Source organism: Mesorhizobium sp. WSM4311, from assembly GCF_002295115.1.
Lineage (GTDB): Bacteria > Pseudomonadota > Alphaproteobacteria > Rhizobiales > Rhizobiaceae > Mesorhizobium.
The window spans coordinates 73,746-98,178 of the sequence record NZ_NSFV01000017.1; the positions used below are offsets into that span (position 1 = coordinate 73,746).

Consider the following 24,433-nt stretch of genomic DNA (forward strand, 5'->3'; position numbering starts at 1 on the left):
CCTTGCATGGGCCTGTTGTCGACGGGTGCTCTGGTGTCAGGCTGCAATGGCAGCCAGTCTGCGCTTAACCCCTACGGGGCTCCCGCCATTCATCTCGAGAATCTGATCATCGGGATAGTTGCCCTGTCCGCGATGATCTGGTTGCTGGTGATGGTCATGCTCGTCCTGGCGCTCAGGCGGGGGCGTGGGGCCGAGACGGAAGGCCGGACATCGGAAGGTCGGCTCACAATGACGGTCTCGGCCGCGGTCGCGGTGACGGTGGCCATTATCGCCGGCATGACAATCGCCAGCTTCTTCACCACCCGCAGCATCGGGGTCCCGCAAAGTGCTGCCGTGACGATCACCGTGAGAGCACAGCAATGGTGGTGGCAGGTCATCTACGCCGGGTCCGATGGCACGCCCACCTTCCAGACCGCCAACGAAATCCATATCCCCGTCGGTCAAGATATCCGGCTTCAGCTTGAAAGCGCGGACGTCGTCCATTCGTTCTGGGTTCCCAGTCTGGCCGGGAAGCAGGATCTCGTTCCGGGTCGCTCAAACGATTTGCTGCTTCGGGCGGAAAAGCCTGGCATCTATCGCGGGCAATGCGCCGAGTTCTGCGGCCTGCAGCATAGCCACATGGCGGTTATGGTCGTCGCAGAGGCTCCCTCCGATTACGCGCGCTGGATCACATCACAGCGCGCCGATGCGATGATGCCGGCCGATCCCGATGCCGCGTCGGGGCAGGCGGCCTTTCTGGCAAAGCCCTGTGCGGCCTGCCATACCGTCCGCGGAACGCAAGCTACCGGTACGACGGGACCCGACCTGACGCATATCGGCAGTCGCCAGACAATCGCCGCCGGATTGCTGGAGACCACGCGCGGTTCGCTGGCGGCCTGGATTGCCGATCCGCAGACGCTGAAGCCGGGGAACAATATGCCGATGGTTCCGCTGACCAGCATCGAGCTCCAGAATATCTCCGCCTATATGGAAAGTCTCAAATGAGGGCAGTAGCGGATCGCGAAGGCGTTCGGGACACCGGGATGGAAGCCGTCGAACTTGATCGTCGACTTGCCGCGACCTGGTCAACGCCCCCCGGCCTATGGGGTGCCCTATCGACTGTCGATCATAAGATTATCGGCCGCCGCTACATCGTCACGGCGTTTGTCTTTCTGGCACTCGGCGGAGTGCTGGCTTTGCTGATGCGGCTGCAGCTGGCGCAACCCGAAGCCCGGTTCGTCGGGCCCGATCGCTACAACCAGATTTTCACCATGCATGGCTCGAATATGATGTTCCTGTTCGCCGTGCCCGTCATGCAGGCGATGGCCATCTACCTGGTGCCCTTGATGGTGGGAACGCGAAACATCGCATTCCCGCGCCTCAACGCGTTTTCCTACTGGATGTACCTTGCCGGCGGTCTGCTGTTGTGGATCGCCTTCGCCGTCGATACCGGTCCGGACGTTGGATGGTTCGCCTACGTACCGCTATCGGGGCCTCAATATGCCGCCGGGAAGCGGGCCGACATATGGGCCCAGATGATCACCTTTACCGAGGTTTCCGCTCTCGCCATCGCCGTCGAAATCGTCGTCACCGTGTTCAAGCAACGGGCGCCGGGAATGTCACTCGACAGGATTCCGCTGTTCGTCTGGTCGATGCTGGTCACGTCCTTTCTGGTCATCCTCGCCATGCCGGCGATCATGATCGCCAGCACCAGTCTGATCCTCGACCGGCTCGTGGGGACGCATTTCTTCAACCCGGCCGAAGGCGGTGACGTGCTGCTGTGGCAGCATCTGTTCTGGTTCTTCGGCCACCCTGAGGTCTATATCATCTTCCTGCCCGCGGTGGGCATGGTCTCCAGCATCGTCGCTACATTCACACAGCGGCCGGTGTTTGGATATCTGGCCATGGTGATGGCCTTGATCGCGACGGGCGTTCTGGCCTTCGGGCTGTGGGTGCATCATATGTTCGTGGCCGGCCTTCCGCGGCTGGGCGAAAGTTTCTTCACCGCCTCAAGCATGGCGATCGCCGTTCCGGCAGGCCTGCAGATCTTTTGCTGGCTGGCGACGATTTGGGCGGGACGGCCAATCTTCAAGACGCCGTTTTTGTTCGTCATCGGGTTCATTGTCGTGTTTGTCATTGGTGGGCTGACCGGCGTGATGGTGGCATCGGTTCCGTTCGATACACAGGTTCACGACACCTATTTCGTCGTCGCGCACTTCCACTACGTCCTGGTCGGTGGCGCCGTGTTTCCCTTGCTGGGCGCCGTCTATTACTGGTTTCCGAAACTGACAGGCCGAATGATGAGCGAAACGCTTGGCCGCTGGTCGTTTGGCCTCATCTTCTCGGGTTTCAATCTGACTTTCTTCCCCATGCACATTCTCGGCCTGCAAGGCATGCCGCGGCGCATCTATACCTATCAGCCGGAGATGCCGTGGTCCGGCCTGAACATGTTCATCAGTCTCAGCGGGATCGTGCTGGCCGCCGGTTTCCTGCTGTTCTTCATTGACGCCATACGCAGCGCCAGATCAGGTCCCGTCGCACCAGCCAATCCGTGGGGCGCCTCAACGCTGGAGTGGGCGACGTCTTCGCCACCGCCGTCCTATAATTTCGCGCGGCTGCCTGTCATAGAACGCCTAGAGCCCTTGTCGGACAGATCGGACCCACTTGGTATCGTCGAGGGTCTGTACACGGACAGGCGCGAACTGCTTATCACCGGTGTCGTGGAGGCGCGTGCGCAAGCGCGTGAATCATCGGTCGGGAGTTCGATTTGGCCGCTCCTGGCGGCGCTCGCTACGTCAGCAATGCTGATTTGGTCGATCTTTACCCCTTGGGCCGTGGTCTGGGGCTCCATACCGATTGCAGTCGCACTCATTGGCTGGTTCTGGCCAAAGGGCGACCCGGAGGACGAGACATGAAGCACGACGTCGTCCTTGACGTGACGGAGCTTCCCGCGCATGGCCTTGGCACTGCCAGCCTGTCCTGGTGGGGAACGCTCGCCTTCATGCTTATCGAAGGCACCGGTTTTGTCCTTTCGATCGTGATTTATCTCTATCTGATGAGCGTGGCACCGCGGTGGCCGCTGGATACTGCGCCGCCTGATCTGCTTGCAGGCACGACCCTGACGGTCGTGCTGCTTGTAAGCCTCATACCCAATGTCTTTGTTACACGCTGGGCGCGTAGCCAAGACCTACGAAAGGTCCGAATGGGCCTCATTGTCATGTCGCTGGTCGGCGTCTTGCCGCTTATCTTGCGTGTTTTCGAGTTTCCCGCCATGCACATCAAGTGGGACCAAAACGCCTATGGATCGATTGTATGGGTGATGCTCGGCCTGCATACGACACACATCTTGACCGATCTGGGTGAGACCGTCGTGCTGACCAGCCTGATGTTCACGCGCCATGGCGACAATGCACGACGGTTTGGCGATGTGGCCGACAATGCGATGTACTGGAACTTTGTGGTGCTGACGTGGTTGCCGATGTACGTGTGCCTCTATTGGGTTCCACGACTTTGAGCAGACGCTGGTTGCGATACACGGGATTGGTCGTGCCGCCTGCCGCTTGGGCGGTCACCACCCAGCTTGGACAAATCACGCCCTATGTGGATTGCCGACAGAATTTTCCCTGGACGGCCGCCCTTTGTGCCGCGCTCCTAGCGGCGTCGATAGTTGGTGTCGTGGCATCACGTACGGGCTCCGCCGGATTGGCCAGATCCGAGCGATTTATCACCGATGCGGGTTTCCTGATCGCGCTGGCATTTGTGTTGGCGCTGTCGTTGCAGGGGGCGGCTACGATGCTGCTGGATCCATGCCAACGCTGATCCGCACACTGGTCTGCTTGATCATCGCCAGCCCGGCTATGGCGCATGGGAACGAGACACACGGTTCGGCATACCCTTGGACGTTTGACCCGTGGATCGTCGTGCCGCTAGCTGTACTTACCATACTGTACGGCGTTGGCGTCATAAGGTTGACTTGGCGGATCAGGAGACCGGGCATCATGTTGATCCGGGTCTTGCCTTACTGCGGCGGCACGCTGGCGTTGGCAGGTGCACTGCTTTCGCCGCTTCATTGGCTTGGCGAACACCTCTTTACCTTCCATATGATCGAGCACGAGATTGTCATGGCCGTATCGGCGCCCTTGATCGTGCTGGCTCGGCCAGTGGGTCTCCTGCTTTGGGGATTGCCCCGAACAACGCGCCACGCCGCTGGCTCGGTGATGCGTATGGCCGTTGTCCGCAGGGCATGGGATTGGTGTATTGGCGCCACCAACGCGACCATCATTCACGGCGTTGCCATCTGGGCCTGGCACGTGCCCGTCCTGTTCGACGCCGCCGTGACCGACACGCTCCTTCACCGCCTCCAGCATCTGAGCTTCTTCGCGACGGCGATACTGTTCTGGTGGGCAATTGTCTGGCGAAGTGATTATGGCGCCTCGGCATGGCATTTGTTCCTGACCATGATCCACACCAGCATCCTGGGGGTCTTGATGGCGCTTGCCCCGCGCGTGCTCTATGTCGCGCAGACCCAAACCGCGATGGACTGGGGACTAACGCCGCTGGAGGACCAGCAATTGGCGGGCATGATCATGTGGGTGCCGGCAGGAACGGTCTATGCGGCCGCGGCAATGACGATGCTGGCGCTCTGGATCCGGCACTCGAGCGGAAGAAAGGCGCAAAATGCCTAGCTTGCTGGGGTCTGTTCCCGGTCGAGCAGCCTTAATGGCCGGCGGCCTTATCGTGGCTTCAGCTGCGTTCGTCACGGCCAACATTGCGCGTGACAATCATACCCGAGCCGCCACCGCGAAAACGGTGACCGGTGGCGATCCCGATCGCGCTCCGGCAATCTTTCGGCGGTATGGTTGCTCCGGATGTCATACGATTCGCGGGATCCCGGGGGCGGACGGTCAGACAGCCGCTCCGCTTACGGGACTATCGAGGCGCGTCTACATCGCTGGCGTGCTGGAAAACCGCTCCGACAATCTCGTCGCCTGGATCGTTTCGCCGAGTAGCTTTTCCCCGCGGACGGCGATGCCGTCCACCGGTATCTCCGAACAGGAAGCACGAGACCTTGCGGCCTATCTCTATGCCGAATGAGCCTATGGACCAGGCGTTGCAATCGCAGGAAGCGCCTTGACGTAGCGCGCGATCGCCTGGCGGTCGCTATCAGGCAACATCGCAGAGTTCGTTACCACATCGGCCATGGACGATCCCACGCGTCCATGATTGGGCGTCTCGCCCGTCTTGAGCATCGTTGCGATATCCGCCTCGCCCCAGCTGCGCAATCTCTGCTGAGTTATGTTGGGCACGAACCCCGTCCCCTGCGGATCGATGCCACCTGCAAAAAGGGTGCCGGACTTGATCGCTCCGAACGCGTTGCGGCTCGAGTGGCACTCTGCGCAGTGCGATACCGTTTCAACGAGATAGGCCCCGCGATCACGCGTGGGTATCCCGCTCGTGTCTGCCGCCGATCGACCTTGCCGAAAGAACAGAAGTTTCCAGAACCCGATTGACCGGCGGACCATAAACAGAATTTTGGGATAGTGGGGCGGCGGCCGGCCCGAGACCGCCGGAAGCGTCCGCAGGTAAGCATACAAATCCTTTATGTCCGCAACCGTCATTCCCGTAAAGCTCGTATAGGGAAAGGAGGGATAGTAATGCTCGCCGCTTGGCGAGACGCCCCCGACAAGTGCATTCGCCAAGTCGGCCGCGGTCCACCTGCCTATACCGTCGATCGGATCGGGAGAAATGTTTGGCGGCCGGAAGGTGCCGAATGGCGAGCCAAGTGCCATCCCGCCGCCGAGCTTCAGCCGGTCCGATTGCCCGGGTGTCGCATGACACGAAGCACAATCGCCTGCCGCGAAAACGAGCTTGCCAAGCGAGGCGTCGCCGGTGCCTTGAAACTGCGGGTCGTCTTGAGAAAAAGGAGGGCGAGCTTTCGATAGATACCACGCAGCCACGGCAAGCGCAGCCCCTGCAAGCAGTAAGGCAATAAAAACGGATTTACGTGAACCGCCCAGCATGATGCTCCCACGTCCGGGTCTTGATTGCACCGCGCTTTCCCCCGTGACTGCGGAAAGTCCTGTGTCCCCCCAAACAGATGAAATTTGATGACTACGCGGAGATCCAAACGTGGGTTTGAGACTTTAGTTCCTCTACCGCCGGCGCTTAATCAAGGTGGTCGTTAGACGTCCGTTGACCGCCGATATGGATAACGGTCCCGAATGCAGTCATTAAAGAAGCGGCCTTTTGCGAAGGCGCTTCGGAATGCGGCGTAGACCTCCACTGGAACTCCCTCGTAGTCATAGCGCTTGCCGCTCGCGACAAACCAGACGGAGAGAACTTCGCTCTCGGGATCGTATTCACTCTTGCGGATCGACGTCGAAGGCATGGCGTCGACCTAGACGATCGTCATCGGCATGTAGCGGATGATGACTTATCCTGCCGGAATCTTCGTTCGAGTGCGGCACGGCGCTCGAGCCAATCCGCCAGATCGACTTCCTCCGTCATCACCTCGAAGATAACGATCTCGTCGCTGTCGGATTCCGCGCCTTGCCGCCACAGACCCGCAGGAGCCTGAAGATAGGCCGTGACGCCTTCAAATCGGCTCGCCAGTTCCTCCTTGACCCGATCGAAATTTTTCCTCGCGAAAGGCTGGCCCGCCTTATCGGCCCGGGGGAGAAGGATCTGGAAAAGGTGCATGCTCGATACTCGCTGACCGCAGTTAACGATTGCGGAGCCTACCGCGTTCCCTTTCTTTGAAGACCTCTGCTATGCCTGGCCGTGCTCACTCCGCGCGCGTTCGTCGAATGGGTCGACGCCTTCTCGCCGCGCCACCGTGCTGCCATGGACTCCGCGTTGGCTGCCGCAGCGGCTGGCAATGAAAGCGCCGGCGATGAGTGACAGTGCACCAATAAGGCAAACGGTTGCGTCGGATTTGGTGCCGCGTCAGCAGCCTTCTACGCTGTGACCTTTGCCTGCTCTACTTGCGCGAGTACGGCAGTGCCGTCGCATCCGCCTAGCACGGGCCCGTAAGTGCGTGGCGATGAGTGCCCCAGCGCCGGTTTCAATGAGATGGCGCTGGAACCCCAAACGTCGGGCGGGGCAAGCAACTCAATGAGCTGCTCAAAACGATGGTAACCGGATCGCGCCCAGCCGCGTCGGCCATTCCATCAATGGCGTCGAGAACTGAAGCCACGCATCGATACGCCTATGACGGATAGCCGCCGCGCGCAATACCAGACGCTGACTGATCGGTTCGAGCCGCGACGCGGTCGATCCCGTTTGCGCGCTCGCTAGGCGGGCAGCCCTGAAAAGCCGCCGGCTTGGGCGGCGCGCCGAAGCGGCTGATCTTCGCAAACAGCATGGCGAGAACCTCAGCAAGCGATAGCCGCGTGGGATGAGATTCTCCAAGCGCTCAAGGCGCTGGATGCGGACATTTCCGCAAGCACGCAGGCACCAGGTCCGTCGCGAAGGCAGGCCCGGCGTCGCGGGAGATTGTGTTTCCCGCATTGGGCTCGCATCACGCGCCATCGCCGGCGCGATGACGATGACGACCCGCCGCCTTGTCCTGCCTTTGCAGCCGTTCCGCCAGAACTGGCGGTGGCGGTGCCTTTGCTTATCCCGAGCCCGCACTGGCATAACGCCAGCGCGGGCGCGACGCCCGGGGGGAACATGTTTGCCACGCCGAACATTCCTGCTTGTAGGCCGATTGGTCCGTGGTCCGAGGGCATCGAATGGCGAGCGACAAGCTAACAACATACAAGGCCAAGCGCGATTTCAAGAAGACGCAGGAGCCGAGCGGTCAAGGGTCGGTCAAGCCTTCGAGCCGCCGCCGTTTCGTCATTCAGAAACATGACGCGACGCGACTGCATTACGATCTGCGACTTGAGCTCGGCGGCGTTTTCAAATCCTGGGCTGTGACGCGCGGTCCCTCTCTCGATCCTCATGACAAGAGGCTCGCCGTCGAGGTGGAAGATCATCCGCTCGACTACGGGGATTTCGAAGGGACGATTCCAAAAGGCCAGTATGGCGGCGGCACGGTCATGCTGTGGGACCGCGGCTATTGGGAGCCCGAGGGAAAGAAGAGCCCCGAGCAGGCGCTGGCCAAGGGCGATTTCAAGTTCACGCTCGAAGGGGAGCGGCTGCATGGCAGTTTCGTGCTGGTGCGGATGGCCAACGACCGCGAAGGCGGCAAGCGCACCAACTGGCTGCTGATCAAACATCGCGATGAATATTCCGTAGAGACAAACGGCGCCGCTATCCTCGACAAGAATGACATCTCTGTCGCGTCCGGACGCAAGATGGAGACAATTGCTGCCGGCAAGGGCCGCAGCCCGAAACCCTTCATGCTGCAAGGCGGCAAGGCCGAGGCCGATGCTGTGTGGGACAGTCGTACAGGCTTGGCGGCGCAGGAACGGAAAACAAACGTTCGCGGAAAAAGGAATAAGCACGGGACAGTCATTCACGCCGATCTTCCCGACTTCATTGCCCCACAGCTCTGCCAGACGCTGGCACGGCCGCCCTCCGAGAGCGGATGGCTGCACGAGATCAAGTTCGACGGCTATCGCATCCAGATGCGCGTTCTGGGCGGCGAAGCGATCTTGAAGACCCGCAAGGGTCTCGACTGGACGGTCAAATATCCCGCCATTGCCCGAGCCGCCGGCAATCTGCCCGATGCGATCATCGACGGCGAGATCTGCGCGCTCGACGAAAACGGCGCCCCGGACTTTGCCGCCCTTCAGGCAGCGCTGGCCGAGGGCAAGACTGATGCGCTTGTCTACTTCGCCTTCGACCTGCTGTTCGAAGGCGCTGAGGATTTGCGTGTCTTGCCACTGAGTAAGCGCAAGGCGCGATTGAGTCAGTTTCTGACCGACACGGGTCAGGATGATCGCATCCGCTTCGTTGAGCATTTCGAAACTGGCGGCGAGGCAGTGCTTCGCTCGGCCTGCCGGCTGTCCCTGGAAGGCATCGTGTCGAAGCGCGCGGATGCGCTCTACGTTTCCGGCCGCACCGAGACGTGGGCGAAGTCAAAGTGTCGTGCGGGCCATGAAGTCGTCATCGGCGCCTATGCCACAACCAATGGCAAGTTCCGGTCGCTTCTGGTCGGCGTCAACCGCGGCGATCACTTCGTCTATGTCGGCCGCGTGGGCACCGGCTATGGCGCAGCCAAGGTCAGGGACCTGCTGCCGAAGCTGGAAGCTGCCGCGACTGGGAAATCACCCTTCACCGGCACCGGCGCGCCGAAGAACGAACCCGGCGTCGTCTGGCTGAAGCCGGAGCTGGTGGCCGAGATCGAATTCGCCGGCTGGACGTCCGACGGGCTCGTGCGCCAAGCCGCCTTCAAAGGTTTGCGTGAGGACAAACCGGCCGAGGAGGTCGAAGCCGATAGACCTGCCTCGCCGGAGAAGACCAAGGTGCCCCAGCCGCGGGAGCCGACCTCAGCGAAGCCTTCCCGCAGTGGCGGCAAGGTCGATGTCATGGGTGTGCTGATCTCGAACCCGGACAAGCCGCTGTGGCCGGATGCCAATGATGGCACCCCGGTAACCAAGGAAGATCTCGCCCGCTATTACGAAGCGGTCGGTCCCTGGCTGATAGAGCACATCCGCGGGCGGCCCTGCTCAATCATCCGCGCGCCGGATGGAATCGGCGGCGAGCAGTTCTTCCAGCGGCATGCGATGCCGGGAACCTCAAATCTTCTTGAACTGGTGAAAGTGTTCGGCGACAAGAAGCCCTACCTGCAGATCGACCGTATGGAGGGCCTCGCCGCCGTCGGCCAGATCGGTGCGCTGGAACTGCATCCCTGGAATTGCGAGCCACAGCAGCCGGAGGTGCCGGGCCGGCTCGTCTTCGATCTTGATCCAGGTCCCGACGTTCCGTTCAAAACGGTTGTCGAAGCGGCCAAGGAAATGCGCGCCCGCCTCGACGAACTTGGGCTCGTCAGCTTCTGCAAGACGACTGGCGGTAAAGGGCTGCACGTCGTCACGCCCTTAGCGGTCACCAAGCGCAGCAAGCTCACCTGGCCGGAGGCCAAAAGTTTTGCTCATGATGTCTGCCTGCAGATGGCGCGGGACAATCCAGCCCTCTACCTGACCAAGATGGCGAAGAACCAGCGCTTCGGCCGCATCTTCCTCGACTATCTGCGCAACGATCGCATGGCGACCGCCGTGGCTCCGCTGTCGCCGCGGGCCAGACCCGGCGCGACAGTCTCCATGCCGCTCACCTGGGCGCAGGTCAAAACCGATCTCGATCCGAAGCGCTTCACCCTGCGCACGGTGCCCGGGCTCCTGGCAAAGAGCACGGCCTGGAAAGACTATGGCGATGGCCATCGCCCCCTGGAAGCATCCCTCAAGCGACTGGCAAGATCGATGCGGCGGGCGGTCTGACGCGCGACGGGAGTTTCCTACCATACGAAGTCACCGAGAATGTGAGCTTGCAGGGCATGATCGCCTGGCCCCGGACATGGTCCACGAGGTGGCCTGGGAGACCGGGGCAGCCCGACCCTTGAAACGGCTCTATCTCGACGTCTAGCGCTTGCCGGGACGATTCTGAGCTTCGACGGACTTGCGCAGGGCATCCATGATATTGATGACGTTGTTTGGCGTCGCCTTCGGCTGGGAGGCCTTCGCCTTGGCCGGACGCTTTGTCTTCTTGCGCTTAGCCTCGATGATGTCCAGGAGCTTGTCCTGCACGGGATCGGAGACCAGCTTGCTGTCCCAATGGCGGGTCTGCTTCTTAATAAATTGCTGGATGAGGGGCATCATCTCGGGATCGGACTTGTTCGCGTCGATCCCCTCGAAATAGGCGTCCTCGTCCCTGACCTCGTCGCCATAGCGCAGGGTCCACAGTACGATGCCCTTGCCGCGGGGTTCTAGCATCACCGCGCGCTCGCGCCGCGAGATCACCAGCCTGGAGATACCGACCATGTCTTCTGCTGCCATTGCGTCGCGGATGACCGAGAAGGCCTCCTGGCCGACCGGATCGTTTGGCGACAGGTAATAGGGGGTGTCGAGCCAGATCCATTCGATGGAATCGCGCGGCGAGAACACATCGATATCGATAGTCCTGGTGCTGTCCAGGGCGACGTCCTCCAGTTCCTCGTCTTCGAGAATGATGTAATCGTTCTCCCCACGCTGATACCCCTTGACCTCGTCCTCCTCCTTGACTTCCTTGCCCGTGACGGCATCGACGTAGTGGCTGACCACGCGGTTGTTCGTCTCGCGGTTGAGCGTATGGAAACGGACCTTTTCGCTCTCCGACGTTGCCGGCATCATCTGCACCGGGCAGGTGACCAACGAGAGCTTCAGATATCCTTTCCAATAAGGTCGAACGGCCATGATGATCTCCGATCAGGCCGCGCGTCTGGAACCGGCGGCGCGCTTGGGCTGCTTTCGGTTGCGGTCGGTCTTGGCGGCAGCAGCGCGTTTCGGCTTCTGGGTAGGTACCAGTCCGGCGCTCCGGCGCAGGGTCTCCAGAAGATCGCTTGGCTTCGACGATGGCGGCGCCTTCTTCTTCGGCAGTGGCTTACCTTCGATCTTTGCCTTGACGAGCTCGGCGACCGCTGCGTCGTAGCGGTCGTTGAAGGTCTTGGCGTCAAACGAGCCTTTCTTCGTATTGATGATGTGTTTGGCGAGATCGAGCATTTCACCCTCGATCTGGATCGCGGGAATATCCGTGAACGCTTCCTTCGCCGAGCGCACCTCATAGTCGAAGTTCAGCGTGGTGCCGATCAGGCCGCTGCCATGCGGGCGGATCAGCACCGTGCGCAGCCGCCGGAACAGGACCGTTCGGGCCAGCGCAGCGACTTTCGCCTGTCGCATGCCGTCGCGCAGCAGCTTGAATGCGTCGGCGCCCATCCGGTCGGGCGCGAGATAATACGGCTTGTCGAAATAGACGTCGTCAATCTCATCGCAGGGCACGAAGGCCTCGATCTTAAGCGTCTTGTCGCTCTCCGGGACTGCGGCAGCGACTTCCTCGGGTTCGAGCACTACGTAGTCGCCGTTCTCCATCTCGTACCCCTTTACCTGATCGTCGCGCTCGACCGGATCGCCAGTCTCGCTATCGATAAACTCGCGGCGGACGCGGTTACCGGTAGCTCGGTTAAGCGTGTTGAAGGCGATGCGCTCGGACGACGACGCGGCGCTATAGAGCGCCACCGCGCAGGCAACCTCGCCGAATTTGATGTACCCCTTCCAATTCGCTCGCGCTGCAACCACGACACTCACCCTCCAGCACAACTTTTGCGAGTCAATAAGCCGCTGGCCGCCGATATGGTTCCAGAGTCAAAAAGAATCTGAATTCAACAAGTTGGCGGCGTCGGTCGAGAGGACGAGAGGCGTCACCCGGCAGGCGATCGACAAGTGCATGGCGATGGCGCCTGGCTCGGTCGCGGAGGCGTTTCAGTCCGGCTGATTTTAGCGGGAAGCGGAATGGAAGCGAGGCCGCTGCCTTGCGCAATGTCTCGATTGCTCGAGCTGAGACCGGCTTGCTGTGGTGGTAGCCGTGCATTTCATCACAGTTGTTTTTGAGCAGGAAGGCCCCGTGGCCGTCGGCTTCGACGCTCTCGGCGATAACCCTCATATTCAGCTTTTGAGCTAAGGAACAACATAGCCTCGCCGTCGCTTTGCGCGCTCAAGCCGAACCAATGCGCCGTCGACGTCTTGTGGCTCATCAAAGGTCTCGATTTTGATACGGCCCTTCGTCCCGATCCGCCCCCAATTGCGGATGAGTGATGCGCCGCCGAACAGGGTCGGCTGAATAGTCAGCGAATAGAACCTGGCCATGTTGCGGGCGGCATCAATGCGGTGCAGATGAGCTGGTCGTGTCTGTAGGGTACACATGCTGCGGAGTCTCGCTCCCGAGCGCCGAAGCGTCCAACGAGTTCGATGAATCGATCACACCCAATTGATTCACAATACTGATGTATTTGAACCGGAGCCGCTGCCCAAAGACCGCCGGCGAGCATGCCGACTGAGAAGCGGAGGGGCTGAGCGCGCAATCCAAACTGCGCCGAAGAGAAGCCCCGGAGCTTCAATTGAAAGAAAAGCCCTGAGCGATGCGCCAAGTCATTCTTCTTCTTCGGTCCGAACCTGTTAGCGCGCGCGACTGGGATCGTCTCCATTCGCCGGAAATAGATCGCGCACCCATAACGCGGAGGCGGATTGCCAGCGGTGAAGAGGGTCTGTTCGTCGGTGCACCTTTGCATGACTCCGTGAAGCAGGAGAGCGGGTGTCAGATGAGTAGCCTTAAGCGGGTTCTCGACATCCCATTCATTCGCGGGGATGTGCTGGTTTGTGCGACCTCGACAGTCGTGTAGCCGCAACGCTTCGAACATACTCTTCGGTCTCCGGATCGTGATGGCCGCGAACGATATCCAAGAGGCCGACTTGAACCATTTCGGAGGCGTTGCGTTCGCCATAGGCCTCGCGCATCTGGCCGAGTGCCTCAAATAGCATAATGCCGGTCTTGCGCCCTGCATCCCTCGCTGCTTGGAGAACGCGTATGAAGCCGGATGCCACCTCTTGGAAGAAGTGCCGTCTTCACCGTTACGGTTATAGATGGCGTTCATCAGCGAACGGATTATGACGCGCGCAAGGCTCCGGTTCTGAAGTGCCTTGAGGTCGAGGTTGAGACGACGTGAGTTTTGCCCGCCTCAAAGGAGAGGAGCGACGACCTGATGTGCAAGTAAACGCAGCCTGGCGGTTTCGCTGATTGCGGCCACCGACACCATTACGCCAAAAGCGCGGCCCGGAAGCGGATAGGCGGCCCGCCATGTGCCTCTTGAGGCCAATCAGATGCTCAATTCCAGCGCACCATGAGCAACACTTACTTTTCGTCTTTGTAGGACTTGGCGGCTTCTTCTATCTTGCGCCAATCGTCGCCATATCGGCGCAAAAGTTCCCGCGCCTGGTCCGGCGAGACGTTATGGCTCGCCACGATATGCCTCACCTCCGACTCCTCGCCTTTTAGCGGGCGTGAACGGGGCTTCTTTGGCCGTAGGTCTTTTGTAGCCATTTCCTGTCGTCTCGGCATGGATTCGCCTTTCAGATCAGAGTTAATCACCGGCGGACGAGAAGGTTTCACGGCCACAGCGATGCGTTAGATGGGGTGGGCCTGTGGCGCTCCCTTGACCTGTGCATTGTGGATCAACGCTCGTGAACCTAAAGGCTGGGGAAGGCGTTCATGGAAGGGAAACGCCGTTAATCAGCACGATGGTACACTCGGACGCTCATCACGTGCCACGGAAGGGCAATGCTCCCGGCGCCGAAGCTCGCTTTGCGTTCGATAGAATGGCTATCGAGCGATTTCGGCGCGCCTTTCCCCGAGCGAGGTGGAGTGACGAGCGCAAGAGTTGGTTTGTCCCTGGCAAGACGGCAAGGCGCCGGATCGACCGCTGGTTGACACAAGAAACAGAGATGTTCGCTCTCCACGACGACAGCAAGGGTCGTGATGCCTTCGCCTTCGATCCGCTATCCAGCTCATATCTAGAGGTTTCCGACGACCTACGTGTTCGCACGCCTTATTCGAAGTCCGTCCTCGAGGAACTGCGGGCAATTCCCTGGGCAAGTTGGGACGACGAGCTGCGAGCCTGGCGGGTGCCGTTCCGTTCGTTTGAGGAGCTTCGGCGCCGATGGCCGAACATAGAAAAGGCTGCCCGACATGCCGAGCCCGCAGAAAGGATGCGACGACGAGAGGCCGCCAGAGACACTGAAGCTTACAAGGCCTCGAAAATCCGGAATGCCGAACGTCGGCGTCATCGCTATCCACTGCCAGCCGAAGATTTACCGCCTCTTGGCCGACCGGTTGCGACAGCGCAATACGGTGTCATCGTTTTCACCGAAGTGTCGGGTGAACATGTTGAGCCGTCGGCCTTGATGGCTTCATATCCAAACGCAATGCGTGAAGAAATCGACTGCGTTTGGGGTAGGTGGCGTTCGGCTACGCTCGCCGAGCTGGTCAGGACGTGGCCCGCACGCAATCCGCCAGGAGCGGACGAACTTTTGCGCGGCTGGTGGCAACCGACGCTTGCCGAACTGAGAGTCGCCCGTCGAAATGCCCGGAGCCTCGAACGGAAAGAATTAAGTCGCAAGCTAAGACGGCGAGCTGACTTGCAGTCTGAATGAGACGGATCAACAAGACAGCAAACATACTGGGCTCTTCGATAAGCGGCGGGTTACCTGAGGCACCCCGGCTTTCGGGCGCGCCTCAGGGGATCTGCTGGGCTCTGATCAGGCTTCGCGATCAACCAGAGGAAGGTCAGGATGAAACAGGCGAGCCTCGGTCGCCGATCTACCTGCTGGCTCGAAGGAACCAAGATGGACGGTGCTCATGATTTAGGAGGAGGCGGTCATCGCTGTCGCTCGCCGCCGCCTCCGAAGAATGAACCGGACATTAGAGACGCCACCCTCAAGCGCTTCGGCGGCGAGAGCCACGACAACTCCGAACTCATCGCGTTACTTCGCGGCCGCCTACGACGTCGCCCGCAGGAGCAGCACCCTCAAGGTTTGACCTTCAAATGGGGGATGACACCGAGCAGGCTTCAAACTCGCCCTGATCCAGCAAAATGCCGGGACTAAAAACATCCATGAACAACGCGTAGGGGTAAAAGGATTTGCACCAATTGCGTCCTTGGCAGGAACTGGCATGACGGAGCGACGTTTCCAGGGACACGCAGTCAAGGAGAGCTAGAATGCAAACCTCCCCCCTGAGTCCCGAGCATTCTGCGATGGCGCCTGCCATCGTTCCCTTTCATGGTACAGTGACAGTCAGATTCTCCGACGCCATTGTCGCGTCCAGCGAGCACGCAAAATTGCTCTACGAAGACGGACGAAATCCGGTCTTCTACATCCCCTTCGAGGATATCTATTTCGAGCTTTTCGAGAAAACCAACGCCGCCTCGGAATCCCCGTGGGGCACGGCTGGCTATTGGCGCGTTCATGCAGCCGGAGCATCCGCCGATAATTTCATGTGGGCCTATGAGACTCCTGAAAGGGCCGCTTTGGCCATCGCTCGGCACGGCGCTTTCGACCCCCACAAGGCTCGCATTGATGCCGATCCGGCAGAGGACAAGCAGCATACGCCGCACCTCCCCGAATAGTTGTGTGGAGGAAGCGTACGGACCGCCGAGATCTCGATTAGCAGCGCATCGGTTGACGACGGGGCGTCGGTCAAGGTTTGCGCAGCGGGCCGAAACAGTGAGGATGGACTGGCTGGAAAGCGTCCAAGGTTGGTCGTTCCGATCTCAGCCTTCTTTGTCCGCAGCACCCCTCAAAGCTGCAACCGCTCAAAGCCTCCGCGGGGGGCTTTGAGGAGCATTCCGGCGCCGCCGCACGCTGCAATATCGCCACCCAGGAAAGAGGCGCTCGCCGCTTCAAGGAGTTTTGCAGAGCAGGCGAGATTCTTTACCGCGGCGGCCAACCCACAAGCGCAGGGATACCTTTGGCAAGCGCATGCAAACGACATGGCGTTGCACTCTATACCCCCGCAAAGCGGCGGCCCGCTCTCGCCATAAAACGCCAGAACTTTGTTGCCTCCGAGCGTCCCGCCCACCTCCCGGCAGTTCGAACAAGGGCTGGCTTCGCTGTAAGTGTCCGATTTAGGGCCGGAAGGACGCGCTCGGCCACTCGGATGTCTCGGCCGGAGTTACGATGCTAAGGGTAGAGGCGGTCGCGAGTCGAGATAGGCGTCACCGCCCAGGATTATGGCATTGCCTAAGAGGCTGAAGTGAGCCGCTTGGCACCCAAGTACATTAACGCCGAAGCAACACGACCTCGGTCCCAACCGGCTGTTTCGGCGCGGGTTATCAGCTCGTCAACATGGGACGTTAAGGCATCTTGGCAATCGGCGTCATACGGAGTCGCGATTACCTCATGAGTTGGGGGTCTAATTGCGGCTTCCTTTACCATCAACGTTCTCGTGAAAATAACAAGATTGAGGGAAAGGCGGCCGCCGGCTGTGGCAACCGCCTTTTTTGGCCTTAGACGTGGTCGGGCGTCCACGTTGAGAGGGGCGAGGTCGTGACCCCATCATCCATCAGTATATCTTTTTTCCGAGCGAAGGCCGTAAAAATGCCCCGTGCGGTTTCAGGGTCGATATCGCCTACCAAAGCGGCTTTGCAGGCTCGAATAGCCGCTTTCTGTTCCGGGCTATTGCCGCACCACTCCACTGCAAATTGATAGGCCTCGGCAATTGTGTTGAGTTGACGGGGAAAGCCTAACCCAACCCAGACGCGAACCGGTTGTTCAAAAGGCTTTGATAGCATCGCTGACTACCTCCTCCCATGCTCACGTGACCAACCCGCCGCTTCGGCTCCGGCCTTCGGGAACCACCCAGGGGATGCCCCTGTTACTTCTTGATGGATCTTGGCTGTCTTTGCGAATCCACAAAATGCTTGGCGGGCAGCCGAAAGCGGGTAGTCGCTGTCGAACGCTCTCTGGCAGGCGCGAAGAGCGGTTTGGTAGACAGCACCCCGTCTCTCCTTTGGCCACTCGTAGAGGAATTCCAGGGCGTCCTCGAGATCAGCAATTTCCTGTACCAGATTGCCGCCGCCGTTTACGAAAACAGGGCTGTCGAAAATCCGATCGTTCATAGGATCCTCCAAGTCGAACGAACAACTGAGTTTTTGATGCTGGCGCACCTTACGGTGAACGCCCGACGGCGATATGGGTCTGAGGATTTTGGCCGTCAAGATCGGTCAAAACGGGCCTCAAAAAAATTGGCGCGACCGTTTCCACCTCCGCAACCATCCTGCGGCCGTCTGGTGGCGGGCTCGCCGCCTTGCCGCATCCAATGTTGGATGAGCTACGTCTGAAGCTTGATCATGCCGCTTCAAGTGCCTTGATTGCCACATCGTTGCCGAGCTTGATACTTCCCGGAGCCTTGGCCTGATGGTGGAGGAAGAAATCGCGGTGTCAAAGGATTGCGAGGACTTATTCCATGACCGGCTGGGCTCATTGCAGGTCTCGAACGCGCCCGGCCGGCCGGCAAAGGCCCGCCGCCGCGAAGGAGGCGGCGGGCTATTTTCTTACCAGCCTTGCCTGTTGTACCAGTCGTCGATATCGCGCCGGACACGGTCGCGTTCGATGCCGTAGCGCTCCTGGATCTTACCTTCGAGTTGATCGCGTTTGCCGGCGATGCGATCAAGGTCATCATCAGTGAGTTTCCCCCACTGTTCTTTGACCTTGCCCTTCACCTGTTTCCAATTTCCCTCGACGCGGTTCCAGTCCATCACGACCTCCTTAGTTACAAACAGATCGAACGTCGTTTCGCCACGGAAGTTCCAGGCCACCCCAGGCTGTTGGACCGCAGCGCCGTGTTCGGGGGCCGGGGGCCGGCCCAGCCCTGGATGGGACAACCGCGCAACTATTGGTGTGCGCAAGCCGGCACCTTTCGACAACGCGTTTAACGATTTGAACAAGGTAGCGGGGATTGCGGGATCCTATGCGGGACGATCCTGCTATAATGTCTCATGGCCGTCCGAATAGTGGCTGTCCTGGTGCTTCTTGTGGCCTTCGCCTACGGATTCACAAAACTCGTGGAACGTTATGGTGGCGTTGGACACCGGCCCTCTGGGTGTGAGCAATTCTCTGACTGCCCCCACCCGAACGCCCCGCCTCCTCCCTAGATGTTTGATCCAATGCCAGGTTGAACCACAAGAGAGCACAGCGCCGGCGTGCCGCAGAATAGCCAGACATAACCAGCCGCTATGCTTCGGAGCACCGGATGTCGGACATGCGCATGATGGCCGCGACGACACCCAGAAGAATGCCGAGCATCATGGCGAAAAAGGCCCTGATGATGGTGTTGACACGCCTGCCATTACCCATTTCGAGAACAGGTTGTCGGCGACGTGGTTCCACGAGCACTATCCGCGCACCTTTTCTTCGCGGCGGCCGAGAGCTCGTTTTATAACTAGATGCGGTATTTGCGACTATTCGATCGGGATACTGTTCAGCTCGGGCGAGCGGGCGCTTTTCTGCACGAACTGCGATGGCGGCGGGCCGGTTCGCCTTGAGGTCCACAGCCTGCCGCCAAACTGAGGGAGTTGGAAAATGCCTGGCCACCCGACAACTTGTGAAACTCTTCAAAATTGCCGGGAAAAGTATGAGCCAGGTAGCGCACGACCCTGGAGTTATCCATCAGCCGGTCCAAATAACGGCCGGCCGCCAACAGTTCCAGGCTCACAGAGCCAAGTCGCTCCATAGCGCTCAGAAATTCACTGCTTAGCCTGCTAAGTTCCGGCGTCATCGCGCCCAGTTGGTCTTCAGACACGTTGGCAATCATCGCCGGATAGAAACCCTCGGCCAGCAGCGGACGCGGCGTAAAAGCGATAAGGATCTTGGCATATGTGAATGTGACCCGCTCCATCGCGACCATCAGTCGGGCAATTTCCAACTGCCTGTCGGGGAGCACATACCGCAGCAAGCCGAAGATTTTCACCTTCACAGGGTGGTCTTGAAGGAAATCGAGGACATCCGGGCAAATCCCGCTGACAGGTTGACGGCCTGCATTCTTGCTAGGAAAGGGGTTGCTGGCACGCGGTGCTGCTCCCGGTCTAAACTTCTCGCCTTGCAACCTCTCGGCCAAGGTCTTTGGTATGGTGGCAAGCCCCTCGGACACCAACAACGAGCGAAACCTTTTATCATTCATTATCGGGCGAAGCGCTTCGACCAGGCTGCCCAACCGCTCTTCAGTTTCCACGGCTTCTCTTATGAAATCGCGCTTGCGTCGGCACTCTGCTTCATAGGCTGCCAAGAGCTTGGGCGCGAACAGCTTCAACTTTGACCCTGGTTGATCGGCAGCAATGCTACGGGCGTGTCTCTGGTCGCTGTTTTGCAGAGCATTGTTAGCGGCCTCGCTGGTCATAGGATGCTTCGGACTCACACTATGTTCTCCGCACCTGCACGCTCTGCCAGCATGATGAGGGGGCTGAGCGTGGGAAAAAGGTAGGTGTCCAGTTGTGCGCCATTATTAGCGCGCAGCTTTGATTTGCCGACGATTTCCAATGTAGGAGCAATCAGATAGTCCCGGATGACAAGGTCACCCGGACTCATTCTGATCAGGACGAAAACGTCGGGCAGTAACCGGCGCTTGATGTCCAGCGACCAAAGTGGATATCCGAACACGGAAGCACCGCAACGCGCGATTTCGATCGCCACAGTGAACTCGTCGTTGATCCGGAGAAGGCCGGTTCTTAGGTCATAAGTCGCCTGTCCGCTAGTCCTCTCAATCGCGACCAGCAGGTCATCTATTGCCTTCAAACGCACCGTCTTCAGCCGCTTTTTCGCGGCGATGATCCGGCAATTCCTTGGCAACTGATATCCGATGAATTCGTAGAGTTTCAGAAGGCTTCCGAAACGTGTGTAATAGAGGCTAGCTGCGGGGCACTCGGGTGCAGCGTCAATAATCGCGGTCGACAAGGCGCCACGGCGCGCCAAGACCTTCTTGAGCGCAGCCAGCATCTCATCATTGTTCATGCGCAAATAGAGCGTCTTTTGGATGAGTTGCGCCCGCTTGAATAGCTTGCGGTCAACAATCGGCTCGAATGCACCCTCCATTCGCACCCACTGGTCGGGAGGATTGTCTACCCCCTTGCCTCTGAGCTTACAGGAACGCCGGTTCCAGACACTGTTGCCAATGTACGTTTCATTAGTCAGAAGCCTACGCACGCTTTCCCGCTTCCAAGGGCGTCCAAGGTCCGACATCACGCCACGCCTGTTCAACAGCCTAGCGATTTCAAGCTCTGTCCGGTGCGTTTTGACGAAGTGGCTGAAAATCCACTGTACCGTCGCGATCTCGTCCGGCGGTCCGGGCACCAAGATTACTCGGTCGGTGTGCACGCTCTTCTGTTCGCGATTTGAAAGGATGAATTTGGGGCGGCCCGAATGGTCGACCAGCAGGCGTCGTAGGCCGAGACCCGGCTTACCACCCTGGCGGAACCCCATCCGTATCAGCCTTGCCTGGCCGATGAACACCTTTTGCGAGAGCATGCGACTGTGCTCGGCCGCCATGCTGCGTTTGATGGCCTTAAGAACATCAGAGCCGACGCTGCCGTCGTTCATGAATTGCTCGGCGCAGAATTCGATCCGCACGCCGGCCATATGGCAACGGTATTCGTAGGAGGCGCTTTCATCTATGTTCTGAAATCGCCCCCAGCGGCTGACATCATAGACAACGATGGTTTCGAAATCGGCACGCCCGCTCTCCACATCGGCCAGCAAGCGTTGAAGGCCAAGGCGTCCGCCCAAATTAAGGCCACTGCGACCAGCGTCCTCGTAAGTGGCGACGATCTCGTAGCCCATCACATCGGCATAGTCGCGGATGGCATCTTTCTGGTTGTCGATCGAGTGGGTCTGATGGTCTTTCGACATGCGCAGATATTGGGCCGCACGCACTACGCGCCTACCCGAAGGAGCTTTTGGGATAGTTACAACCTCGTCCATCGCTTGCGCTCCCGCCAATCGGACATGGTAACGATCTTCGGCCTGAGGTTTGGTTCAAAATACCTCTCTAGTTTATGTCGAATGCCCGGCTTTTCTTGTTGGTCTTCAACTGTCGGTAAACGCTGACTCACTTCGTGAGAGCGCGTGCCCCCGTTCCGCCGCAATGCGGCCTCACGGGACGATCGATAGGGATTTCAGACGTTTAAGGGAGACCTCAAATGACCTTTCACAAAGCCATAGCCGCCGTGCTGATGACCGCGGCACTTGCCGGCTGCCAGTCGCAGACCGAAGGCCAGCAACGGGCCACGACCGGTGCCCTGGTCGGCGGCGCCGGCGGCGCTCTCGTCGGCCAGGCGATCGGCGGCAACACCAAGAGCACGGTCATTGGAGCGGCCAGCGGCGCGCTGCTCGGCGCCGTCGTCGGCTCCGCCACCACCCCGCAGCGCCGCGGCGAGGAAATGTGCCGCTACCAGGACCGCTACGGCCGCATCTACACCGCGCCCTGCGACGATCGCTACTACAACGGCAATTATTGAGGCGCCGCTGGCTCCTTCTTTGCGAAGGCCCAGACCATTAGCGGGTATTCCTCGTCGTTGCTGAGGTCCCGCCACAGGCCGTAGGCGCGTACCGGGCCACCGATGTGAGCCCGGGCGCACGCTTTGTTGCCCCAGCCATCCACCTTGACGTTTTCTTCGGCAAAACCGCCCTCGACCATCAGCTGCTTGAGGCCGGCGGGTGTCCATCTGTTGTAGTCGTGCGGCCGGGCATGGACCCTGAATAGGAAGGGCGTCGCTACCATCGCCCAGCCGCCGGGCCTGGTCATGGCGTGGATGTTCTGGGCCGCGGCCAGCGGCCGCTGCACGTGTTCCAGCACCTGGTCGGCAATGACGATCGAATATTGTTGCTCGGTGCGGTCCTTGCAGATGTCGAAGGCCGGGAAATCGACCGAGCGGTAGTTGGGGCACATCGCTCGCCAGTAGCGGTTCCAGCCTGGTGAGATCTCGATGACGTGGGAGGCCTTGCGGTTGCCGGCTTCGAGAAAGACAGTGAAGGCCTCGATCTGGCGGATCCGCAGCCAGTTGCGGGAATCATAGCCGAGCAGGCGTTTGGCCACCTGTTTGCCGCGGGTTTTCAGGGTGCCGGCAAGGCTTGTCGTCATCAGATCGACCTCCTCCAAGCCCGCCGTGAAAACAGCCTAGCCCAGGCAAATGGGCAAAAGATGACAGAACAGCCGATCTCTCCAAGAGCGCCAGGAGGAGATCAGCAAAGGCGCGAATAGCCTACTGAACCGTCATCTGTTTGCGCCGTTCCCACGGCCGATCGAGCGCTCCAGCCAATGGCCGCGGTTGGCCGTCCTGGCTTCCATTCCGACCCGGGTATAATCCTGCGCTGTATTTCGGCCAGTCGACCGCATAGTTCCTGATCATCCATTCCCCGAGATCGACACCGCAGTCTACGGCTCCTTGATCTGTGACATTAGCCGTCTCTAAAAGTTGATGCGAGCGCCAGGTTGGTGCCCTCCATCGCCTGGCGAAGATCGGGCCTCAGTTCAGCCTGCGCTCTCTCCGCCAGAGGAATGTGGGCTTTCGACATTAAGGGGGAGCAGCGATGGTCGACAAGCCGGAAACGACTTACCTGGTAAGCGTCTTCGAGAAGCCGCACTGGCGCACCGTTCTGACCACCAAGGACAAGCAGAAAGCGTTCGATACGGCGAAGGGGAGCGGCAACGAGTGCGGTGCAGGAGATCACACCGAATCCCAAGAAGCGCTAGGAAGTGTGGACAGTTATCTGACCCTAGAATTGAAGCGGCGACGTTATGACGGCGATAGAGCAGCCAGGCAGCCCAGGAACGGTGCGGCACACGTAGCGGCCGCTATCGTCGTCGACGCAGTGAAGCCACCGACAGCACTGGATTTATGGAACATCCCCCCAAGGCCCGCGTTCCATATAGGTTCGGTTGATGCTGCACGAATCTTTTGGATTGTGCACTTTTTGCGCCCTGCTGTGGAGACGTCGCATGACCAACAACCCGCGTAGCACGGCAAGCATTGCCGGCCATCCGATCCACCCGATGCTGATTCCGTTTCCGATAGCCTTCTTCGTAGCGACCTTTGTTTGCGATTTGATCTTCTGGCGAACGGCCAATCCGGCGTGGGTGGCCGGTTCACTCTGGCTTCTTGGGGCAGGCCTGATTATGGCTGCGCTGGCCGCTCTTGCCGGCCTGACGGACGTGTTCGGTGACGTTCAAATCCGCAATCTTCGGGAAGCTTGGCTTCACGCCGGCGGCAATGTGGTTGTTGTCCTGATCGAGGTATACAACTGGTATTCGCGTTATGCCCATGGCGAGGCGGCGGTGGTGCCCACTGGACTGCTCCTGTCATTGATCGTGGTGCTCATCATGCTGTTCACCGGCTGGATGGGTTGGGAAATGGTCTACCGGCGTCGCGTAGGTGTCGCCGACGACGGCTCAGGTGAGGTGCGCTGATCGCCTGGCGTCATCGCGATTTCGAGACATTCAATCGTGATGTCGGCCGAAGAGCCTCGTGGTCAGTTGTGGCGCATCTCCCGCAGTGTTCCTCAATCGGCCTCGGGCGAAATACCAAGCTCTCCGGCACCTGTTGCCATGACACGTTGTCGATCTGCATAAGTCCCACTTGATTCGGTATAACCGGTGGACTCGCAACATTTGCGCCGTGCATGCCAATGCCAGCAGCAAATGGCACTGGAACGAGAATGGGTCTAAGGCCCGCTTGGTGTGCAACGCGAGAACCGCCGTTATTAATCGCACGCGTTTCCGCCCCTGCGACGCTCCTACGATCGCCTCGGCCCATCGTCCACATAAGGCCTCAATCTTGTCAGGCCGAGACCGAACATCGGATAGAGGGAGCCGGCGGAGAAGTCTCAGGAGAAGGCGGCGGCAAAGCCGGGGCCGATTTATTTACTCTGAGCTTTTATTCCCGCCGGATCGCAGTTGACGTTCCCGAAGACGATCTCTGGCTGGTACTTGTGGTGATGCT

Annotated in this window: 24 protein-coding genes and 1 pseudogene; 11 read left to right on the forward strand and 14 right to left on the reverse strand. The window is 59.7% G+C overall.

Going from position 1 to position 24,433, the window contains the following annotated elements; translation table 11 throughout:
- Positions 1-6: 6 nt before the first annotated feature.
- From coxB to CK226_RS30060, 5 genes are all read left to right on the forward strand, one after another.
- A complete protein-coding gene (gene coxB, locus CK226_RS30035) occupies positions 7-984 on the forward strand; it encodes a cytochrome c oxidase subunit II (protein ID WP_095789597.1) in 978 nt (325 codons plus the stop codon).
- 38 nt (positions 985-1,022) lie between these two features.
- Positions 1,023-2,894: a cytochrome c oxidase subunit I gene (ctaD, locus tag CK226_RS30040; protein WP_245437894.1), complete on the forward strand. Its 1,872-nt coding sequence runs from the start codon at positions 1,023-1,025 to the stop codon at positions 2,892-2,894.
- The gene (locus CK226_RS30045) at positions 2,891-3,493 is read left to right on the forward strand and encodes a cytochrome c oxidase subunit 3 (RefSeq protein WP_095789595.1); all 603 of its coding nucleotides are present in this window, start codon (positions 2,891-2,893) and stop codon (positions 3,491-3,493) included. Before ctaD ends, CK226_RS30045 begins: the two co-directional genes overlap by 4 nt.
- Positions 3,494-3,836: 343 nt before the next feature.
- Entirely contained in the window at positions 3,837-4,664 is an 828-nt protein-coding gene (locus CK226_RS30055; RefSeq protein WP_348629105.1) for a cytochrome c oxidase assembly protein, read from the forward strand.
- A gap of 34 nt (positions 4,665-4,698) precedes the next feature.
- A complete protein-coding gene (locus CK226_RS30060) occupies positions 4,699-5,073 on the forward strand; it encodes a c-type cytochrome (RefSeq protein ID WP_095789592.1) in 375 nt (124 codons plus the stop codon).
- A 2-nt stretch (positions 5,074-5,075) separates the two neighbouring features.
- Here CK226_RS30060 and CK226_RS30065 read toward each other — a convergent pair whose 3' ends face one another.
- The 3 genes from CK226_RS30065 to CK226_RS30075 all read right to left on the reverse strand — a co-directional run bounded on the left by CK226_RS30065 (position 5,076) and on the right by CK226_RS30075 (position 6,678).
- Positions 5,076-5,999 carry a cytochrome c gene (locus tag CK226_RS30065; RefSeq protein WP_095789591.1) on the reverse strand — a complete coding sequence of 308 codons (924 nt, stop codon included), beginning with the start codon at positions 5,997-5,999 and terminating at the stop codon, positions 5,076-5,078.
- Between the two features lie 161 nt (positions 6,000-6,160).
- Positions 6,161-6,367: a KTSC domain-containing protein gene (locus tag CK226_RS30070; RefSeq protein WP_095789590.1), complete on the reverse strand. Its 207-nt coding sequence runs from the start codon at positions 6,365-6,367 to the stop codon at positions 6,161-6,163.
- 20 nt (positions 6,368-6,387) lie between these two features.
- Complete coding sequence (locus tag CK226_RS30075; protein ID WP_245437891.1) at positions 6,388-6,678, reverse strand: hypothetical protein; 291 nt, start codon at positions 6,676-6,678, stop codon at positions 6,388-6,390.
- 1,034 nt (positions 6,679-7,712) lie between these two features.
- Here CK226_RS30075 and ligD point away from each other — a divergent pair.
- A complete protein-coding gene (ligD, locus tag CK226_RS30080; protein WP_095789589.1) occupies positions 7,713-10,361 on the forward strand; it encodes a DNA ligase D in 2,649 nt (882 codons plus the stop codon).
- Positions 10,362-10,502: 141 nt separating this feature from the next.
- Here the strand turns inward: ligD and CK226_RS30085 are convergent, their stop codons facing one another.
- The 5 genes and pseudogenes from CK226_RS30085 to CK226_RS35810 form a co-directional block, all read right to left on the reverse strand.
- The gene (locus tag CK226_RS30085; RefSeq protein ID WP_095789588.1) at positions 10,503-11,312 is read right to left on the reverse strand and encodes a Ku protein; all 810 of its coding nucleotides are present in this window, start codon (positions 11,310-11,312) and stop codon (positions 10,503-10,505) included.
- 12 nt (positions 11,313-11,324) lie between these two features.
- Positions 11,325-12,191, reverse strand: coding sequence for a Ku protein (locus CK226_RS30090; protein ID WP_095789587.1), 867 nt, complete (start codon positions 12,189-12,191; stop codon positions 11,325-11,327).
- 31 nt (positions 12,192-12,222) lie between these two features.
- Complete coding sequence (locus CK226_RS34590) at positions 12,223-12,555, reverse strand: hypothetical protein (protein ID WP_142887682.1); 333 nt, start codon at positions 12,553-12,555, stop codon at positions 12,223-12,225.
- Between the two features lie 14 nt (positions 12,556-12,569).
- On the reverse strand, positions 12,570-12,815 hold the full coding sequence (locus CK226_RS30095; RefSeq protein ID WP_095789586.1) for a WGR domain-containing protein: 246 nt from the start codon (positions 12,813-12,815) through the stop codon (positions 12,570-12,572).
- A gap of 275 nt (positions 12,816-13,090) precedes the next feature.
- Positions 13,091-13,606, reverse strand: a pseudogene (locus tag CK226_RS35810) (type IV secretory system conjugative DNA transfer family protein); the annotation flags it as partial.
- A gap of 580 nt (positions 13,607-14,186) precedes the next feature.
- Here CK226_RS35810 and CK226_RS30110 point away from each other — a divergent pair.
- Together CK226_RS30110 and CK226_RS30115 are read left to right on the forward strand one after the other, a co-directional pair.
- Positions 14,187-15,098, forward strand: coding sequence for a hypothetical protein (locus CK226_RS30110; protein WP_095793785.1), 912 nt, complete (start codon positions 14,187-14,189; stop codon positions 15,096-15,098).
- Positions 15,099-15,664: 566 nt separating this feature from the next.
- The gene (locus CK226_RS30115) at positions 15,665-16,072 is read left to right on the forward strand and encodes a DUF427 domain-containing protein (RefSeq protein WP_095789582.1); all 408 of its coding nucleotides are present in this window, start codon (positions 15,665-15,667) and stop codon (positions 16,070-16,072) included.
- Between the two features lie 879 nt (positions 16,073-16,951).
- On the opposite strand, the gene CK226_RS30125 is transcribed toward CK226_RS30115, so the two are convergent.
- The 5 genes from CK226_RS30125 to CK226_RS30150 form a co-directional block, all read right to left on the reverse strand.
- Positions 16,952-17,236: a DUF982 domain-containing protein gene (locus CK226_RS30125; RefSeq protein WP_095789580.1), complete on the reverse strand. Its 285-nt coding sequence runs from the start codon at positions 17,234-17,236 to the stop codon at positions 16,952-16,954.
- A gap of 6 nt (positions 17,237-17,242) precedes the next feature.
- On the reverse strand, positions 17,243-17,563 hold the full coding sequence (locus CK226_RS30130; RefSeq protein WP_095789579.1) for a DUF982 domain-containing protein: 321 nt from the start codon (positions 17,561-17,563) through the stop codon (positions 17,243-17,245).
- Between the two features lie 435 nt (positions 17,564-17,998).
- Positions 17,999-18,202: a CsbD family protein gene (locus CK226_RS30135; RefSeq protein ID WP_095776116.1), complete on the reverse strand. Its 204-nt coding sequence runs from the start codon at positions 18,200-18,202 to the stop codon at positions 17,999-18,001.
- A gap of 722 nt (positions 18,203-18,924) precedes the next feature.
- Positions 18,925-19,839: a plasmid partitioning protein RepB C-terminal domain-containing protein gene (locus tag CK226_RS30145; RefSeq protein ID WP_095789577.1), complete on the reverse strand. Its 915-nt coding sequence runs from the start codon at positions 19,837-19,839 to the stop codon at positions 18,925-18,927.
- Between the two features lie 14 nt (positions 19,840-19,853).
- Positions 19,854-21,416 (reverse strand): recombinase family protein, encoded by a 1,563-nt coding sequence (locus tag CK226_RS30150; protein WP_095789576.1) that lies wholly within the window; start codon positions 21,414-21,416, stop codon positions 19,854-19,856.
- A gap of 218 nt (positions 21,417-21,634) precedes the next feature.
- On the opposite strand from CK226_RS30150, the gene CK226_RS30155 reads away from it, so the two are divergent.
- Complete coding sequence (locus tag CK226_RS30155) at positions 21,635-21,952, forward strand: YMGG-like glycine zipper-containing protein (RefSeq protein ID WP_095789575.1); 318 nt, start codon at positions 21,635-21,637, stop codon at positions 21,950-21,952.
- On the opposite strand, the gene CK226_RS30160 is transcribed toward CK226_RS30155, so the two are convergent.
- The gene (locus CK226_RS30160) at positions 21,946-22,575 is read right to left on the reverse strand and encodes a methyltransferase domain-containing protein (RefSeq protein ID WP_095789659.1); all 630 of its coding nucleotides are present in this window, start codon (positions 22,573-22,575) and stop codon (positions 21,946-21,948) included. The two genes, CK226_RS30155 and CK226_RS30160, sit on opposite strands and share 7 nt — an antisense overlap.
- 449 nt (positions 22,576-23,024) lie before the next feature.
- On the opposite strand from CK226_RS30160, the gene CK226_RS35195 reads away from it, so the two are divergent.
- Together CK226_RS35195 and CK226_RS30165 are read left to right on the forward strand one after the other, a co-directional pair.
- The gene (locus tag CK226_RS35195; RefSeq protein ID WP_179296029.1) at positions 23,025-23,453 is read left to right on the forward strand and encodes a hypothetical protein; all 429 of its coding nucleotides are present in this window, start codon (positions 23,025-23,027) and stop codon (positions 23,451-23,453) included.
- A complete protein-coding gene (locus tag CK226_RS30165; protein ID WP_095789574.1) occupies positions 23,434-23,901 on the forward strand; it encodes a DUF2231 domain-containing protein in 468 nt (155 codons plus the stop codon). Before CK226_RS35195 ends, CK226_RS30165 begins: the two co-directional genes overlap by 20 nt.
- Positions 23,902-24,433: the final 532 nt, after the last annotated feature.

Coding starts and splice junctions, on each gene's coding strand:
- coxB (WP_095789597.1), top strand. CDS start 7: ATGGGCCTGTTGTCGACGGGTGCTCTGGTGTCAGGCTGCAATGGCAGC.
- ctaD (WP_245437894.1), top strand. CDS start 1,023: ATGGAAGCCGTCGAACTTGATCGTCGACTTGCCGCGACCTGGTCAACG.
- CK226_RS30045 (WP_095789595.1), top strand. CDS start 2,891: ATGAAGCACGACGTCGTCCTTGACGTGACGGAGCTTCCCGCGCATGGC.
- CK226_RS30055 (WP_348629105.1), top strand. CDS start 3,837: ATGGCGCATGGGAACGAGACACACGGTTCGGCATACCCTTGGACGTTT.
- CK226_RS30060 (WP_095789592.1), top strand. CDS start 4,699: ATGGCCGGCGGCCTTATCGTGGCTTCAGCTGCGTTCGTCACGGCCAAC.
- CK226_RS30065 (WP_095789591.1), bottom strand. CDS start 5,999: ATGCTGGGCGGTTCACGTAAATCCGTTTTTATTGCCTTACTGCTTGCA.
- CK226_RS30070 (WP_095789590.1), bottom strand. CDS start 6,367: ATGCCTTCGACGTCGATCCGCAAGAGTGAATACGATCCCGAGAGCGAA.
- CK226_RS30075 (WP_245437891.1), bottom strand. CDS start 6,678: ATGCACCTTTTCCAGATCCTTCTCCCCCGGGCCGATAAGGCGGGCCAG.
- ligD (WP_095789589.1), top strand. CDS start 7,713: ATGGCGAGCGACAAGCTAACAACATACAAGGCCAAGCGCGATTTCAAG.
- CK226_RS30085 (WP_095789588.1), bottom strand. CDS start 11,312: ATGGCCGTTCGACCTTATTGGAAAGGATATCTGAAGCTCTCGTTGGTC.
- CK226_RS34590 (WP_142887682.1), bottom strand. CDS start 12,555: ATGAGGGTTATCGCCGAGAGCGTCGAAGCCGACGGCCACGGGGCCTTC.
- CK226_RS30095 (WP_095789586.1), bottom strand. CDS start 12,815: ATGTGTACCCTACAGACACGACCAGCTCATCTGCACCGCATTGATGCC.
- CK226_RS30110 (WP_095793785.1), top strand. CDS start 14,187: ATGGTACACTCGGACGCTCATCACGTGCCACGGAAGGGCAATGCTCCC.
- CK226_RS30115 (WP_095789582.1), top strand. CDS start 15,665: ATGCAAACCTCCCCCCTGAGTCCCGAGCATTCTGCGATGGCGCCTGCC.
- CK226_RS30125 (WP_095789580.1), bottom strand. CDS start 17,236: ATGCTATCAAAGCCTTTTGAACAACCGGTTCGCGTCTGGGTTGGGTTA.
- CK226_RS30130 (WP_095789579.1), bottom strand. CDS start 17,563: ATGAACGATCGGATTTTCGACAGCCCTGTTTTCGTAAACGGCGGCGGC.
- CK226_RS30135 (WP_095776116.1), bottom strand. CDS start 18,202: ATGGACTGGAACCGCGTCGAGGGAAATTGGAAACAGGTGAAGGGCAAG.
- CK226_RS30145 (WP_095789577.1), bottom strand. CDS start 19,839: ATGACCAGCGAGGCCGCTAACAATGCTCTGCAAAACAGCGACCAGAGA.
- CK226_RS30150 (WP_095789576.1), bottom strand. CDS start 21,416: ATGGACGAGGTTGTAACTATCCCAAAAGCTCCTTCGGGTAGGCGCGTA.
- CK226_RS30155 (WP_095789575.1), top strand. CDS start 21,635: ATGACCTTTCACAAAGCCATAGCCGCCGTGCTGATGACCGCGGCACTT.
- CK226_RS30160 (WP_095789659.1), bottom strand. CDS start 22,575: ATGACGACAAGCCTTGCCGGCACCCTGAAAACCCGCGGCAAACAGGTG.
- CK226_RS35195 (WP_179296029.1), top strand. CDS start 23,025: ATGGTCGACAAGCCGGAAACGACTTACCTGGTAAGCGTCTTCGAGAAG.
- CK226_RS30165 (WP_095789574.1), top strand. CDS start 23,434: ATGACCAACAACCCGCGTAGCACGGCAAGCATTGCCGGCCATCCGATC.